The sequence below is a fragment of the Fictibacillus iocasae genome (assembly GCF_042665465.1).
GTDB classification, from domain to species: domain Bacteria; phylum Bacillota; class Bacilli; order Bacillales; family Fictibacillaceae; genus Fictibacillus; species Fictibacillus iocasae.
Window position 1 is genome coordinate 21,786 of sequence record NZ_JBHTCP010000014.1, and the last position, 14,348, is coordinate 36,133.

The 14,348-nt window shown below is 42.2% G+C and carries 13 protein-coding genes and 1 pseudogene; 6 read left to right on the top strand and 8 right to left on the bottom strand.

Going from position 1 to position 14,348, the window contains the following annotated elements; all coding sequences use genetic code 11:
• Window positions 1–80 precede the first annotated feature (80 nt).
• Window positions 81–479 carry a DoxX family protein gene (locus tag ACFQPF_RS08445; RefSeq protein WP_379748549.1) on the top strand — a complete coding sequence of 133 codons (399 nt, stop codon included), beginning with the start codon at window positions 81–83 and terminating at the stop codon, window positions 477–479.
• Between the two features lie 112 nt (window positions 480–591).
• On the opposite strand, the gene ACFQPF_RS08450 is transcribed toward ACFQPF_RS08445, so the two are convergent.
• Window positions 592–1,329 carry a glycosyltransferase family 2 protein gene (locus tag ACFQPF_RS08450; protein ID WP_379748551.1) on the bottom strand — a complete coding sequence of 246 codons (738 nt, stop codon included), beginning with the start codon at window positions 1,327–1,329 and terminating at the stop codon, window positions 592–594.
• A gap of 197 nt (window positions 1,330–1,526) precedes the next feature.
• On the opposite strand from ACFQPF_RS08450, the gene mgtE reads away from it, so the two are divergent.
• Entirely contained in the window at window positions 1,527–2,885 is a 1,359-nt protein-coding gene (gene mgtE / locus ACFQPF_RS08455) for a magnesium transporter (protein WP_379748553.1), read from the top strand.
• Between the two features lie 49 nt (window positions 2,886–2,934).
• Here mgtE and ACFQPF_RS08460 read toward each other — a convergent pair whose 3' ends face one another.
• The 6 genes from ACFQPF_RS08460 to ACFQPF_RS08485 all read right to left on the bottom strand — a co-directional run bounded on the left by ACFQPF_RS08460 (window position 2,935) and on the right by ACFQPF_RS08485 (window position 8,348).
• On the bottom strand, window positions 2,935–3,384 hold the full coding sequence (locus ACFQPF_RS08460) for a hypothetical protein (RefSeq protein WP_379748555.1): 450 nt from the start codon (window positions 3,382–3,384) through the stop codon (window positions 2,935–2,937).
• A 73-nt stretch (window positions 3,385–3,457) separates the two neighbouring features.
• Window positions 3,458–4,660: a glycosyltransferase family 4 protein gene (locus tag ACFQPF_RS08465; protein ID WP_379748557.1), complete on the bottom strand. Its 1,203-nt coding sequence runs from the start codon at window positions 4,658–4,660 to the stop codon at window positions 3,458–3,460.
• 30 nt (window positions 4,661–4,690) lie between these two features.
• Entirely contained in the window at window positions 4,691–5,911 is a 1,221-nt protein-coding gene (locus ACFQPF_RS08470; protein WP_379748559.1) for a glycosyltransferase family 4 protein, read from the bottom strand.
• Between the two features lie 35 nt (window positions 5,912–5,946).
• On the bottom strand, window positions 5,947–6,873 hold the full coding sequence (locus tag ACFQPF_RS08475) for an NAD-dependent epimerase/dehydratase family protein (protein WP_379748561.1): 927 nt from the start codon (window positions 6,871–6,873) through the stop codon (window positions 5,947–5,949).
• 32 nt (window positions 6,874–6,905) lie between these two features.
• Entirely contained in the window at window positions 6,906–7,100 is a 195-nt protein-coding gene (locus ACFQPF_RS08480) for a hypothetical protein (protein WP_379748563.1), read from the bottom strand.
• A gap of 18 nt (window positions 7,101–7,118) precedes the next feature.
• The gene (locus ACFQPF_RS08485) at window positions 7,119–8,348 is read right to left on the bottom strand and encodes a glycosyltransferase family 4 protein (protein WP_379748565.1); all 1,230 of its coding nucleotides are present in this window, start codon (window positions 8,346–8,348) and stop codon (window positions 7,119–7,121) included.
• A gap of 187 nt (window positions 8,349–8,535) precedes the next feature.
• On the opposite strand from ACFQPF_RS08485, the gene ACFQPF_RS08490 reads away from it, so the two are divergent.
• From ACFQPF_RS08490 to ACFQPF_RS08505, 4 genes are all read left to right on the top strand, one after another.
• Window positions 8,536–8,886, top strand: a complete 351-nt coding sequence (locus ACFQPF_RS08490; RefSeq protein ID WP_379748567.1) for a hypothetical protein — start codon at window positions 8,536–8,538, stop codon at window positions 8,884–8,886.
• A 5-nt stretch (window positions 8,887–8,891) separates the two neighbouring features.
• Window positions 8,892–9,848, top strand: coding sequence for a hypothetical protein (locus tag ACFQPF_RS08495; RefSeq protein ID WP_379748569.1), 957 nt, complete (start codon window positions 8,892–8,894; stop codon window positions 9,846–9,848).
• A 292-nt stretch (window positions 9,849–10,140) separates the two neighbouring features.
• A complete protein-coding gene (locus tag ACFQPF_RS08500; RefSeq protein WP_379748571.1) occupies window positions 10,141–11,967 on the top strand; it encodes a GAF domain-containing sensor histidine kinase in 1,827 nt (608 codons plus the stop codon).
• Entirely contained in the window at window positions 11,964–12,605 is a 642-nt protein-coding gene (locus tag ACFQPF_RS08505; RefSeq protein WP_379748573.1) for a response regulator, read from the top strand. Before ACFQPF_RS08500 ends, ACFQPF_RS08505 begins: the two co-directional genes overlap by 4 nt.
• Before the next feature lie 84 nt (window positions 12,606–12,689).
• Here the strand turns inward: ACFQPF_RS08505 and ACFQPF_RS08510 are convergent.
• A pseudogene (locus tag ACFQPF_RS08510) lies at window positions 12,690–14,297 on the bottom strand (MDR family MFS transporter).
• Window positions 14,298–14,348 lie beyond the last annotated feature (51 nt).

The following is a 14,348-nucleotide window of genomic DNA, read 5'->3' on the forward strand; positions in this document are numbered from 1 at the left end:
AAATAAAATTTATGGAGAGTAGCATATTGTTCATGTCACTTACATAAAGTGAGTGTACAACATGAAAGGGGGAGATAAAAATGGTATCTGCTGGCCTTTTAATCCTTCGACTCGTCATTGGACTTTCACTAGCAGCTCATGGCGCGCAAAAACTGTTTGGCTGGTTTGGCGGCTATGGTCTGAAAGGAACCGGTGGCTGGCTGGAGTCCATCGGTGTTAAACCTGGCTACAGTATGGCCCTTCTAGCAGGGCTTGCTGAAGTTTCAGGAGGGCTGCTATTTGCTTCTGGACTCTTCTTACCGGTGGCAGCTGGTCTGATTGCAGCAGTTATGCTCGTGGCGATCTGGAAGGTTCACTTTGCTAATGGGTACTGGGTCACACAAAACGGATATGAATACAATGTTGCCATTCTAGCAGTGGTGGCTGGAGTGGCATTGATTGGGGCAGGGGATTATACAATTGCTGAACTGTTTCGATAGATGAACGTTTCATAAATGATAAATCCTCCTGTTGTTTATGCAGCAGGAGGTTTTGTATGTAAGCAAAAAATCCGGTTGCCACTGTAAAAAACGAACACGATGAAAAAAGTGTCTATCGTTTAAAGGGGTTCCATGGCGGATTTTTTTCTTTTTCTTGTTTTATTAATTTTTCTAGATATCCGTCGTAGGTTGTGTTTAATAAGGTAATCTCTTTTGCGAGCTGGTTGTTGCGCTGCGGTGTCATTTGATGATGAACTCTATAGCTGACAAGCGGTTCATGAAGATAATGAAACTCGTATTGGTCAATAGCACGCAGCCAGAAATCGTAATCCTGTGTGCATTTTAGCGTTTCATTAAATAGACCTATCGTAGAGAATACATCCATATCCATCATGACGGTACACCCGTTGATAGGATTGTCTTTTTGCAAGTATTTTAAGAGTTCCATTTTAGTGTGGATGGCCTTACCTGCCATTTTAACCGATGTATTATTATATGCGTCCATTACGTAATAGTTGGTATAACTGATTTGAGCCTTTTCTTTTTCCATAAAACTAAGCTGCCGTTCCACTTTCTGATCAGAAAACAAATCATCAGAACTTAGCCAGGAGAAATAGTTGCCCGCAGCATTTTGAATGCCGAGATTCAGCGCACTCCCTGTTCCTCCGTTTTCTTTTTCATAATACTGGATCCGATCCTTATATGGAGTGACTTTTTCTGTATGCGTTGAGGAGCCATCGTTAATGACGATAATCTCAATATCCTTGTATGTTTGGTTCAATGCACTCTCAATCGCCTGATCAATAAAAGGACAATTGTAAAAAGGGATGATGATCGATACTTTTGGCATGCTGACACCTTCTTTGATCTATGGTGCAAAGGAGAAACTCTCCCTTTGTATACAATATGCATCTTGTCCCGAAATTGCATTACGCAAATTCATCATTTTTTCCCAAAGTCAGAAAATAGGGGAATAGTGCTGTTTCATGATAGCCAATACTGTTACTGTTGCTTATAATTAAGGCGGGACTGTGGAGGTGATGCAGTTTGTTTAAAGAAATGACAGAGAATCAAATATTGCTGTACGTGATTAAAAGCTTAAAAGAGCTTAAGAAAAAAGAATTTCAGCAGTTGATGGACGAACTGCAGCCATATGATATAGGAAACGTCTATAGAAATTTGCCTGAAAAGCACCGGCACAAATTTCTCATGTATTTAACGACTCAGCAGATCGCCTCACTCATCCAGGAGCTTGAAAGTGAGCTGCAGATTGATATTATTCACAAGCTTGGTATAGAGCGTTCCTCTAACATTATGAACCTAATGGAAAATGATGATCTGGCTGACTTGCTCAGTAATCTTGAGCTTGAACAGATCCAAGATTTCTTAAGCTCGATGAAAGCAGACGAATCGCGCACGGTCCAGTCGTTGATGAAGTATGATTCCGATACAGCAGGAGGAATCATGACGAACCGTTTCGTATGGATCCCAAAAGTATTCACAGTGCGTGACGCCGTTGATAAGCTGAAGACGTTCGCTGGATTTGCCGAGAATATTTATTATTTATACGTGATCGATGAAGATAAAAAACTGGTAGGTGTTGTATCATACCGAGACCTTTTGCTTGGAGACATCAACGACAAGATTGAAGACATCATGTATAACAGGGTCATCTCGGTACCGGCAGACCTTGATCAGGAAGAAGTGGCGAGGACGATTGAACGGTACGACTTTATTGCCGTGCCGGTCGTGGATGAGCAGAGCAGGCTGCTCGGCATTGTGACGGTCGATGATATCCTCGATGTTCTCATTGAAGAAGCCAATGAAGATATTGAGAAACTATCAGCATCTGGTAAATCCATTGATTTTCAGACAAGTGCGCTTGTTGCTTCCTATAGAAGACTGCCTTGGCTAATTTTGCTGCTGTTTATTGGAATCATGAGCGGAAGCATCATATCAGCATTCGAAGGAACGATTGAACGTGTTGTAGCACTCACATACTTTATGCCTATGATCGCAGGAATGACCGGGAATACGGGAACGCAGTCACTCGCCGTAGTGGTTCGGGGTCTGGTGTCTAATGACATTGACAGACCGGCGATAATGAGGCTGATTAGCCGTGAACTCGGCGTTGGCGTGATTATTGGAGCAACGTGCGGACTGCTTATTGCCATCGTGGCGTTTGTCTGGAAAGGCAGCTTCACACTAGGTCTTGTTGTCGGCAGCTCGCTATTTCTCACACTAATAATAGGAACTCTCGCGGGAACTCTCATACCATTGCTACTCTACCGATTGAAGGTTGACCCAGCTGTCGCATCTGGTCCGTTAATCACGACTATTAATGATATCTTTTCTCTGCTTGTTTATTTTGGTACAGCGTCAATGTTTATTCACAAACTTCTGTAGAAAAGGTCCGTTACACCTAAGTAACGGACCTTTTGTCATGTTGACATATCTATGGTGAAGTGAGTAATGCGCCTAAACTAATTGGTCCTTGTAAAGAAATCGTACTTGTCCCCAGAAGATTTTGAAACGCTGCTGTTAAGTAGAACGTTTCTTCAGCTGGAAATAAATTTGTAATGATTCTACTGTGTGTAAAACCTGTAGTCCGATTACCAATAATAGAACCTAAGTTTATTGTTAGCAGGATCGTATCCCTTGTCTCAAATAATACTGGACCTGTCGGACTTCCACGCCGAATTCGAATAATTAACTCTGAGAGGCCTGGCACAAGCAGAGATGCAGCCCATCCGATTGTACCAGTAAATTGAACACGGTCGCCTGGTATAAGATCCTTGAGTACAATGGAGGTCACGAAAAATTCGTCCCCTGGTGCAACAGTTATGGGAAGTGCAAAACTTCCTCTTGGTGCCTCATTAAATGTGTATGACTTTAACATTGCCATAATATTCACCTCCTAATTTAGTAGATGAATAATTGTTATAATTGGCTTGTACTATAGCCTTCATACTAAAATATTAGACAACCATTTTGTACATGGTAATGATTTTTTTTATCATCTTTTGAAAACACCAGGTATTTTCAGCTGATTTTTTTGCTTGGTTACCCAGGAAGGAGCGTAGGTTATCTTGTTCAAGGAGCTGTTGCATAGCATAAAACAATTCTTGGTGGCTTGCAGGATTCACAAGTAACCCGTTAATACCGTGCCTTACCATTTCTGGTAGTCCACCAGTCTTCGTAACGACTGATGAAAGACCGGCAAATTGAGCTTCCATCAATGAATATGGTTGATTATCCTGCAAACTCGGAAGAACGAAAATATCTGACTTCTTTAACAGTGAGAAAACATCGTTCCTCTTGCCGAAGAATTTTATTTGATCAAGTAAATCTAGCTCTCTTGCTTTAGAGATATACTCTTCTTTTCGTTCTCCATCACCAATCACCCAGCATTCCCAGTCACTTCTCGTTTTTTTAAGTTCAAACAATGCATGAATTAAATATGAAATCCCTTTGATAGCTGTAAGTCTTCCCGTGTAGATGATGATTTTTTTATCTGGATTTCGCTTTAGGGAAGAAACTTCTTCCTTAATATGAGAATCGATTCGTAGTCCGTATGGAATAGTAACCATTTTTTCGTGTGGAATGTTATATCTTTCTTTGAGTTGTTTTCTAAACCAAATGGAAGAGGTATGAATGAGGTTGCTTTCTTGTAGACCAGCAAACTCTAAAGCCATATTATACCGATAGATTGCCGTCTCTTCACATTCTTTTGAAGAGAGTTGAGAATTACCTTGTTTTAATAGATGCATAGAAGCAAGTGGGAGAGAGCCGTGAACACTTGTAATAAGTGGTGTGCTTGCCAATTTCACACGGCTCAGAGCATGGCCAGCAATTACATCTTGACAGTGAATCAAGTCGTATTGTGAGAGATCAAAGGCCGCCGCAGCAAGCTCAAGGCCATATCGCTGAATTTCATAATTTTCTGGTGGTAATTGATTTAAAGATTGAAGGAGCTGTTTTTTAACAAGAGGTAGCAACTCCACTGAACGAATTATCTTATTTTGACAATAAAGTGTATAACCTAAACCATCAGCAGTTCTTCCTAATATATCAACAGAGAACCCTTCTTGTATAAGTCCAGTTTTTAATTCGGAAATGAATGGCCAAAAGCCTCCTATTTCTTGAGGAATGGTAAAAAAAGTGGCAAGTAGAATCTTCAATACTCATCGTCCTCCATCATGAATACATTATTAAATAAGTTTCTGATACAATTTGAAAAGCTGCTTTGACATCGCTTGTATGTTCCACTGGGCATGAGCGTATTTAGAGGCATTCTTGCTTAGTTTACATAAAAGTGAATTATCCTGAAGAAGACGCATTATATTCATACTTAATTCCCTATAGTCGCCCGCTTTAAAGATAAGGCCGTTTTTTTCATGTTTTACCATTTCAGGCAATCCGGCAGAATCGGATACGATGACAGGTAGACCAGAATACTGTGCTTCAATGATAGAGAAGGGTTGATTGTCTTGAAGGCTTGGAAAGATAAACATGTCAGACAGCTTTAAATAAGGATAAACATTCGTTTGCTGCCCAAGAAAGCGGATTTTTCCGGTCAAACCCAGCTTTTTCACCTGACTTTCACAGGCAGAGCGCTGGTCTCCGTCACCGATAATCCAGCATTCCCAGTCATCCCTAATGTCTTTTACTTTAGCGAGTGCCAACATGAGTGAGTGGATGCCTTTTAAATAAACGAGTCTTCCTGTAAAGAGAAGCACTTTTTTTCCCTTTGGTTTCTCAGGTATACCGGCATTAGAAGTTTGGCTGGATAGGGAAAAATTCTGATAGTCAAAGCCATATGGGATGTAAGACAAAGAATTACTTTTGCCGTTTAGGTCATACATCACCTTTTTCATCAGCCATTGAGAAGAGGTATGGATCATATCACTGTTTTTGTAAGCTTCTTTTTCAATAGCCCTGTGGTAGTGATAGAGCAAGTTTTGCTTGATTTCATGTTCAAGTGCTTCTGGGTTGAAGGATTTGATATGATACAGGATTTCACCTGAAAGTGATCCATGAAGGCTTGTTAATAACGGCGTCTTTTTCGGCTTAACACGTGATAGTGCCCTAGATGCGATGGCATCCTGTGCATGTATGACGTCATATTTTTTTAACCCTGTATAAACAGCAGAAAGCTCAAAACAGTATTGCTCGAGCTCTGCTCTTGCTACGACAGGATGATTGATTAGAGAGGCACCTCTTTGGAACTGTGCATCAAGAAAAGGATAGAGACTTGTTTTCTTAATATGGTCAGTTGAATGATGTAAATAGTACATGGTGTGATCGGGGCTTGCAGAGAAAATGTCCGCATCGATATCGAACCTCTTTAGGCCTCTTTTTAACTCGTTGACAAACGTCCAGATCCCCCCCATATGAGGAAGCGGCCAATAGGTGGCAAGTAAGATCTTCAAAGTATCACCTTCTATTTAGGTGTAGTCAATTTTGGTCAGGTTCGGGTTTGGTAAAATGCAATAGTCTGAAGCAGCCCTTCATCCAGTGAGACGGTAGGTTCCCAGTTCAGCGCCACCTTTGCTTCTTTGTTGCAAAGTACGCTATGTGGGATGTCACCGTTTCGTGGCTTTTCATATAGAGGTTGAATCTGCTTTTTCATAAGTCTCTGCAGTTTGCCGAGAAGCTCACTGATGCTTGTTCCTACACTTGAACATATGTTGGCCGTTCCTGATTCGGGGGATAGAGCGGCAAGTACATTAGCCATTGCTACGTCTGCTACATAGACAAAGTCTCTTGTATACGTGCCATCACCATAAATAGTCGGGCTTTTATCTTGTAGAAGAGTGTTAATGAATATGGAAATGACGCCGCCCTCGCCATGACTGTTCTGTCTAGGTCCGTACACGTTGCCGAATCGAAGGACATGATAGTCTATATTGTAGAGTGTTTTCGCTGCAAACAAGTAGTTTTCAAAGACCATTTTAGAAATGCCGTATGGCGACATAGGGTTTAATGGGTGAACCGTTGTAACAGGAAGGAATTGGGGGTGGCCGTATACAGCGGCACTTGAGCTGAAAACAATCTTCTTTACTTGGTATTTCTTAGCCAGTTCAATGAGCTTCAGCGACCCCATGATATTAACATTCGCATCATGTATCGGATCGTGTACAGAATGGGAAACAGAGACTTGCGCGGCGAGGTGAATGACAACGTCAGGCCTGAAATGACTCATCGCTCGTTCAAATTCTTCACATAAAATGCTGCAATGATAAAAGACGACTTTCCCTTTGTGCGCTGCCAAGTAGTGGGGGGAACCTGCGCTCAAATCATCTGCTGCCGCTGTCTCAAAACCTTGCTGAACGAGCAGGTCAATGATGTGTGAGCCAATAAAGCCACAGCCGCCGGTTACTAGAATTTTCAAAGTCATGCCTCCAGTAAAATAAAAGTGAAAAATTAAAGTTTATATAAATCACTGCTCTTTTCTTCAGCAATAAACTTTGCAATGATGTCTAGCATTTTTTTGTCTGGAATTTTGTAATGATCAGGCAAATTCGCCTTAATTTTGCTCCAGATCTGGTGTTCAACATATACATTCGTTTCTATTGGATTATGAAACAATGAGTTGTACAAATCTCCGAGGACCTTCATTCTTTTTTCTCCTTTCATTCATTTATTCGCAATCAGCTTGTTGTATATTTTTAACAGTCTTTCAACCATTAGATCTACTGACCAATAGTGAAGTGCCCAATTTTTAGCAGCAGTAGAAACCCGTCTACGCATCTCATCATTTTCAACAAGTGTAAGCAAATGGCGAAATAATGGCTGTTTATCCCCAGCCTGTGCAACAAGTCCTGTCACACCATGCTGAACCATCTCGGGAAGTCCCCCTGCATTGGAGGTAACAATTGCTTTGCCAGCAAGCTGTGCTTCTATTAGAGAAAGCGGCATGTTATCCTGCAGGCTTGGAATGACAAAGATGTCGGCTAATTTCAACAATGCAGGAACATCATTTCGGCTGCCGAGGAATTTCACATGGCTGGTCAGGCCAAGCTGTTCGGATTTTTGAATAAGAAGGTCTTTCATTATGCCATCCCCGACAATCCAGCATTCCCAGTCACTGCGCCTGCTTTTCAACAGAGCTAAGGCTGGAAGAAGAAAGTGGACCCCTTTAATGTCTACTAATCTTCCTGTATAGATAATGACTTTCTTTCCAGCAGGTTTCTTAATTTCAGTAGGCATATCCATTTTCTTGAGAAACTCTTCAATATTGATGCCATATTGAAATTTCACCATGCGTGAGGGAGGCACCTTATAATCTGTTGCGAAAATATCATGTGTCCATTTGGATGAGGCATGAATCAGATCGGCAGAATGAGTCCCCATCTGATCCAGAGTATAATAATGCTTCCAATAAAGGGTTTTCTGAATTTCTTCAATCGTTGCCGCCGGGTTTAAATATTTGAAGTATTGAACGGTCTCTCTTGCAAGAACTCCGTGAATGCTTGCAAAAAGCGGAACATGAGCAGGCTTCACCCGGCTAAAGCTCCATGTGGAAATGACGTCTTGTGTGTGGATGATGTCGTATTGTGACAGCCCAAAGTAGCTTGCCGCCAGTTCCATGTAATACCGGTCGGTTTCAAGGTTGAAGGTTCTTTTATCCGAATGAAGGGCAGGCTCTCTTTGGGGATTCAACTGAGTATGAATAAATGGGACGAGTTCTTCTTTCTTCAAGACAAGGTTTTTATTGACGATATGATAAGCCAAGCCGTCTGGTGTGTTGCCGAATATATCCACTTCATGGCCGAGCTTCTCTAATGTTTCTTTAATTTGGCACATCAGCGGCCAAACACCGCCTAAATGAGGGATATACCAATAGGTGGCCAGCAATATTTTCAAGTCATCACCTTATTTCTTATGAAGTGGGCAAATCAGGATTGAAGCACTGTACTTTACTATATTCTCCTTGCTGTTACATGTTTGGGTTTTCCGCGAATTCATTAAAAAAACGCCGTAACCGTTCATTCGAATGTCACGTTTGAGAAAAGCACATATATTGAAGTAATGAAAGACGTGAGGTGAAGAGATGGCCATATACTATTTAGGCCCGGTTCAAAACTTTTGGCAGCATCGAGGAGATGGAAATACTGCTGCACTCGAACTGAAGATAAAGAATACAACGAATAAAGATATTACTGTACTCGTGGAAGGCAGCGGGAAAACGAAAAATGATGCCTACCGCTTGTTTCGCTATTTAAATAGCATTTCAGCCAAAGGTGAACTAGTACTTACAGATTTGATGGTTAATGGCGAGAGCTTTTCTCTCCAAATATCCTCGACGACTATTGAACCAACAGAATTGGAGTTTGATATTATCGGTAAGTTAAATGGATCCGCTATATCTCAATATAAAGATGCAATAAAATTTTTGGAGTGATGGCAATGAAGTTGATCTTAACAGGAGGAAAAGAACGAGAGGGTCTTCAAAGTGAAGTGACTCAATATGAACAAGGAGTCATTCTTACATTCGATACCACCACGATAAGCTCTGTTAAAAATGTAGAGTACACATCACTTCAGGGGACGTGTCCTCATTACAATCCTTCTATTCTTTTTAAAGCGGGAACCATTAAGGGTGAAAAGCTTTATCTTTGTACCCAAACAGAGGTGTTGATCTATTCACTGCCGGGCTTTCAGCAGCTGAAGCACTTATCGCTTAAATGCTTTAATGATCTCCATCATGTAACGCCAACTGATGCAGGAACACTCCTTGTTGCCAATACAGGATTGGATATGGTGATGGAGCTGACCGAGAACGGAGAAATTTTAAAAGAGTGGGATGTGCTCGGGGAAAGCACGTGGCAGAAGTATTCAACAAGAGAGGATTACAGGCTGATACGTTCAACGAAGCCTCATCGGTCTCATCCAAATTACGTATTTACGATCGGCAATCATTATTGGGTGACCCGCTGTCATCAACAGGATGCTGTTTGCCTGACACATCCTGGCTGGAAGATGCCTGTAGATGGTTCGTATATCCATGATGGTGTCATTCATAAAGGAAGCATTTACTTCACACGTGTTGACGGATATATTGTTAGACTGAACCTTCAAAATTTAGCGAGGCGCCAAATGTTTGATTTAAATGAGATATCGGGTGCTGAAATACCGCTAGGCTGGTGCCGAGGCATTAAAGCAGTGGGTGACAATAAAGTAGTTGTCGGATTCTCTCGCCTGCGACCAACCACAAAGATTAACCCGGATGGCACAAAAACAAGCATTGGAAATTTCGGGGTTAAGCCGACACATATCGCTTGCTTCGATCTTGTAAAGAAAGAAAAGCTTTGGGAATACAACATGGAAGAGCATGGCATGAACGCTATTTATTCCATTCTGTGAGAGGGAAAAGAAAGAATGGAATGGCCGATACATCCGGGAGAGTAGTCGTTTAGTTGTACAAAAATATATGCCATTGGAGCAATAGCAGAAATGAAGGCTGCTCTGAGATAATACATGTAAATCAGGATTGGTCAGCGGCATATGCCATTCGGCCATTCCTGTTTTTTTATGAGCTGGATGTCGCTGTGTTCATTACAATATCCAAACCGCCCCTTAATGAAGGCGTCCTAACGGAACAGTAACCTATGATATAATCAATTTACGGAAAATTGTAAATAAAGGGAGGGCTGTTATGCTGAAAAGTGACCAGGCGGCAACTGGAGTCATTTATGGTACATCTGTGCTTGGTGTGTTGTTATGGATTTTCTCCGCCTTCCATTTGAAGGTAATGGATGATCCGCTTGTGTTCATCATTCTGCTGCTTTTTCTTTTTTTGACAGAATACTATCCCATTCCAGTCTGGAAAGGGCTGACGACCTTAAGCTTTCCTTTGATCTATACGATGGAGCTCTTATATGGCTTTGAAACAGCGGTTTTTGTTTTCAACGTGGTTGTATTTGCGGTTCTCGCTTTGAACCGCAGACCGATGCGCGTGCTGTTATTTAATCCTTCTCAGCTGGCGATTAGTTTTATTCTTGCCGTTGTATTCGCCGATTTCTTGCTGAGGATGATAGGGGTGAATGCAGCAGAGTCTGCATTCTGGCATGGAGAGATTCGGATGATAGCCGTAACGATCCTGTATTACACACTTAACAATTTGCTCGTGGATCTAGTGCTTCTGCTGAGGCCACAAGCATACCGTTTCAAACATTTCCTGCAAAAGTTTTTATCGGAAACGTCTGTAGCTGCATTTTCTATTTTCTACATGTCGGTCATGATACTCCTTGGTACACAGAACAGAGGTGTAATCGATGTATTTTCTTATTTGTTCTTTTTCTCGCCGCTTGTGGCAATCGCCCTGATCTCTTCATTCATTTTAAGGCTTCAAAAAGAACGTAATCGCCTGAAATCCTTGTTTTCCATTAGCACACAGCTGAACGAGCATTTGCCTGCTAAGGACTGGATTCATAAAATGGAAAGCTCATTAACGCAATTTCTTGGAACGGATGCAGCTGTCCTTTTCTTATATGATGGAGAAAAATGGAGCATCGCGCTGCAAAACGGTGAGTATCATAAACAAGCGAAAATAGATGAAAGAACGGCTGAAGGATTTGCTCTCATGGACAAGCTTATCCAATATGATAAAAAGAACCTGGAAAATGAGTGGGTTTATTCGTTCTTTACACCATCCATAAAAGCGGCAGCTGCAGCACCGCTGATTGTCGAGGGAGAAGTCCTCGGTGTCCTATTAACAGGAAAAACCCGTTCCGGCAGCTTCTCTCAGGACGATATTCAATCGGTCGCGACTCTCGCAAGCCAGCTGGCGGTTGTGAATAAAACGAAGATGCTGATTAATGAAAGAGAGCGCCGAGTGCTGCTCGAAGAACGCAATCGTATTGCGAGGGAAATACATGATGGGATTGCTCAAACGCTTGCTGGCTCAGTCATGCAGATGGAGACGGCGAACAGACTTTTCACTGCTAAACCTGAGAAAGCCCAACTGCTTATTAAGTCAAGTACGGACAAGCTGCGTGGAAGTTTGAAGGAACTGCGTGACTCCATTTATGCTCTCAGACCTTATCCTACTGAAAGGGTAGGGCTGCATCAGGCGATACAGGGCCGTATCGATTCAGCTCATCAAGAATTTGGGCTTTCTGTTGATCTTCATGTAAAAGGGAAAGCGAAAGAGTTGAGCTATATGGTGGAAAAGGTCATTTTTGATATTTTCAATGAAAGCCTGCAAAATATTGTGAAACATGCCTCTGCAAAGAATATCGACATTTTACTCAGCTATAACGAAGAAACTGTTGTTTTAAAAATTAAAGATGACGGTAATGGTTTTTCCCTATTTGAAGCGATACGAAAGGCACAAAGAGAGCCGCATTATGGTCTGCTTAACATGAATGAATTGGCTGATAGTCTTGGTGCTGCGCTGAATATCCAGTCAAGTCCCGGAAAAGGAACAGAAATCAAGCTGCAGATCCCTAATCTTGAGCCTAAGGAGGCTATCTTACTATGATATCCATTATGATTGTTGATGACCATGCCATATTGCGTGACGGACTCAAGACAATATTTGCTTTGGAAGAAGATATGACGGTTGCTGGCGAGGCCATTTCTGCTGAAGATGCCATCGTCCAAATGCCGGCCGTTGCACCAGATGTTGTGATTATGGATATTAACTTGCCAGGCATGAACGGTGTAGAAGCAGCAGAAGTGCTGAAGCGTAAATACCCAAGTACGAAAGTCTTAGTGCTCACAATGTATAATCATGATGAATACTTGCTGGCTGCTTTGAAGGCTGGAGCAGATGGATATTTGCTGAAAGATGCGCCGTCAGAGCAAGTGGTGGATGCCGTTAAAGCTGTATACAAGGGAGAATCGATCCTTACACCGAGCATGACGAAGAAGCTTGTGAATCTGCACCTTCAGTCTTCGAAAGTGAAAAGAGAAGAAAACGACCTGACGGACAGAGAACAGGAAGTGCTGATCGGCCTGGTGGAAGGACTCAGCAACAAAGAAATCGCGGAAAAGCTTTTTATCAGCGATAAAACGGTCAAAATCCACGTCAGTAAAATTTTCAAGAAACTGAATGTAAAAAGCCGTTCTCAAGCAGTCATTTATGCGGTGCAGAATCAATTGGTCCCTATGTCTTAAGATGACAGCTGCAGAACCAATAAAAAACCGTCATCCACTTGAAAGCTTTCACTCAGGATGACGGTTTTATTTTTTAAATGGTTGTTAGTTCTCGGCAGCAGCCTGCTCATTGCTATCAGAGGAAACCGGTTCTTTATTGGATTTTCTTAATGGAATTTCTTCTAAGAAAAACAACGTGAGAATCCAGGCGAACCCGATAACGAATGCTCCAGTCAAGAACACACCGCTTAAAGCGTAGCTTAATGACTCCCGAAGCAGCGTAACAAGAGTCTCAAACAAACCGTCCATTTGAGGAGGGAGCGTCGCTTTGATCGCCAGAAGGGCTTCGTGGTTAAGAAGCATCTGCGGATCGGACAATTTGTCACTAAGAGCCTGCATTCCGCCTGCATCACTGCCTGCGAGCTTAGCGGTTTCTTTTTTCATATAATCATTCATCATCGCATTCATAATGCTGCCCATCACGGCAACACCTATGGTACCGCCAAGCTGCCTGAACAGCTGAACAGATGAGGTCGCGGTGCCAAGCAGACGGTGTTCGACCGCGTTTTGCACGGTAAGCGTAAATATTGGAAAACTTATTCCAAGACCTGCTCCAACGAGGATCATATTGATAACCGCTGTTAGATTTGTAGTTTCTGTATCCATTTTATACATGCTGAACATTCCTGCGACCATGATGAGCAAGCCGAGAAGCGCCAGTTTTTTGTATTTTCCAGTTTTCGTGATAATCTGTCCGCTGATGGCACTTCCTGCTACCATGCTGAGCGTCATCGGCATCATGACGAAGCCAGATTTTGTTGCAGATGTGCCCATTACACCTTGAATAAAGAAGGGCATATACATGATAGAGCCAAACATGCCAGCTCCGAGGAAGAAGCCGATGATATTGGAAACCGTAAAAATTTTCGTCTTGAACATTTCAAGAGGAAGAACAGGACTCGCTGCTTTTTTCTCTACAGAAATAAAAATGAAGAGAGCGATAAGTGAGATGGAAAAAAGGCCGATAATTTCTGGTGAAATCCAGTCGTATTCCTTGCCCGCCCAAGTAAAAGAAAGCAGGAGAGGAATCATGGTTAACGTGATGAACAACGAACCGAGATAGTCAACAGTTTCCTTTCCTTGTCTTTCTGCAGAAGGAAACAAGAAAAATATCATCAAAAAAGCGACTACGCCAAAAGGAAGGAAGATCCAGAACACCCAATGCCAGTCGAAATGGTCGACGACGTATCCGCCGAGTGTCGGGCCAAACACGCTCGCAAGGCCGAACACACTGCTTAACAGCCCCTGCCATTTTCCTCTTTCTCTAGGCGGGAATTAGTCGCCTACAGCGGTAAAAGAAGTGGACATGATCATGCCGCCTCCTAAACCCTGAATCGCACGGTACAAAATAAGCTGTATGATGCTCTCAGAAATTCCGCATAAGAAAGAGCCCATACTGAAAACACCAATGCCGATTAAAATGAACGGCTTTCTGCCATACGTGTCGGAAAGCCGGCCGACGAGCACGGCAGTAATACTCGACGATAGCATGAAAATTGTGAACACCCAGCTGAAATACTCGATGCCGCCAAGATCGGAGATGATCGTGGGCAATGCTGTTCCAACGATGGTTTGGTTCAATGCGGCAAACAGTAAAGCTGCCATAATTGAAATCATAATGATGATTTTTCTTCGCTGATCGATATGTTCCATAATAACCTCCATTCACAAAATAAATAATTAACAAGGTGAAGTATATGCGCA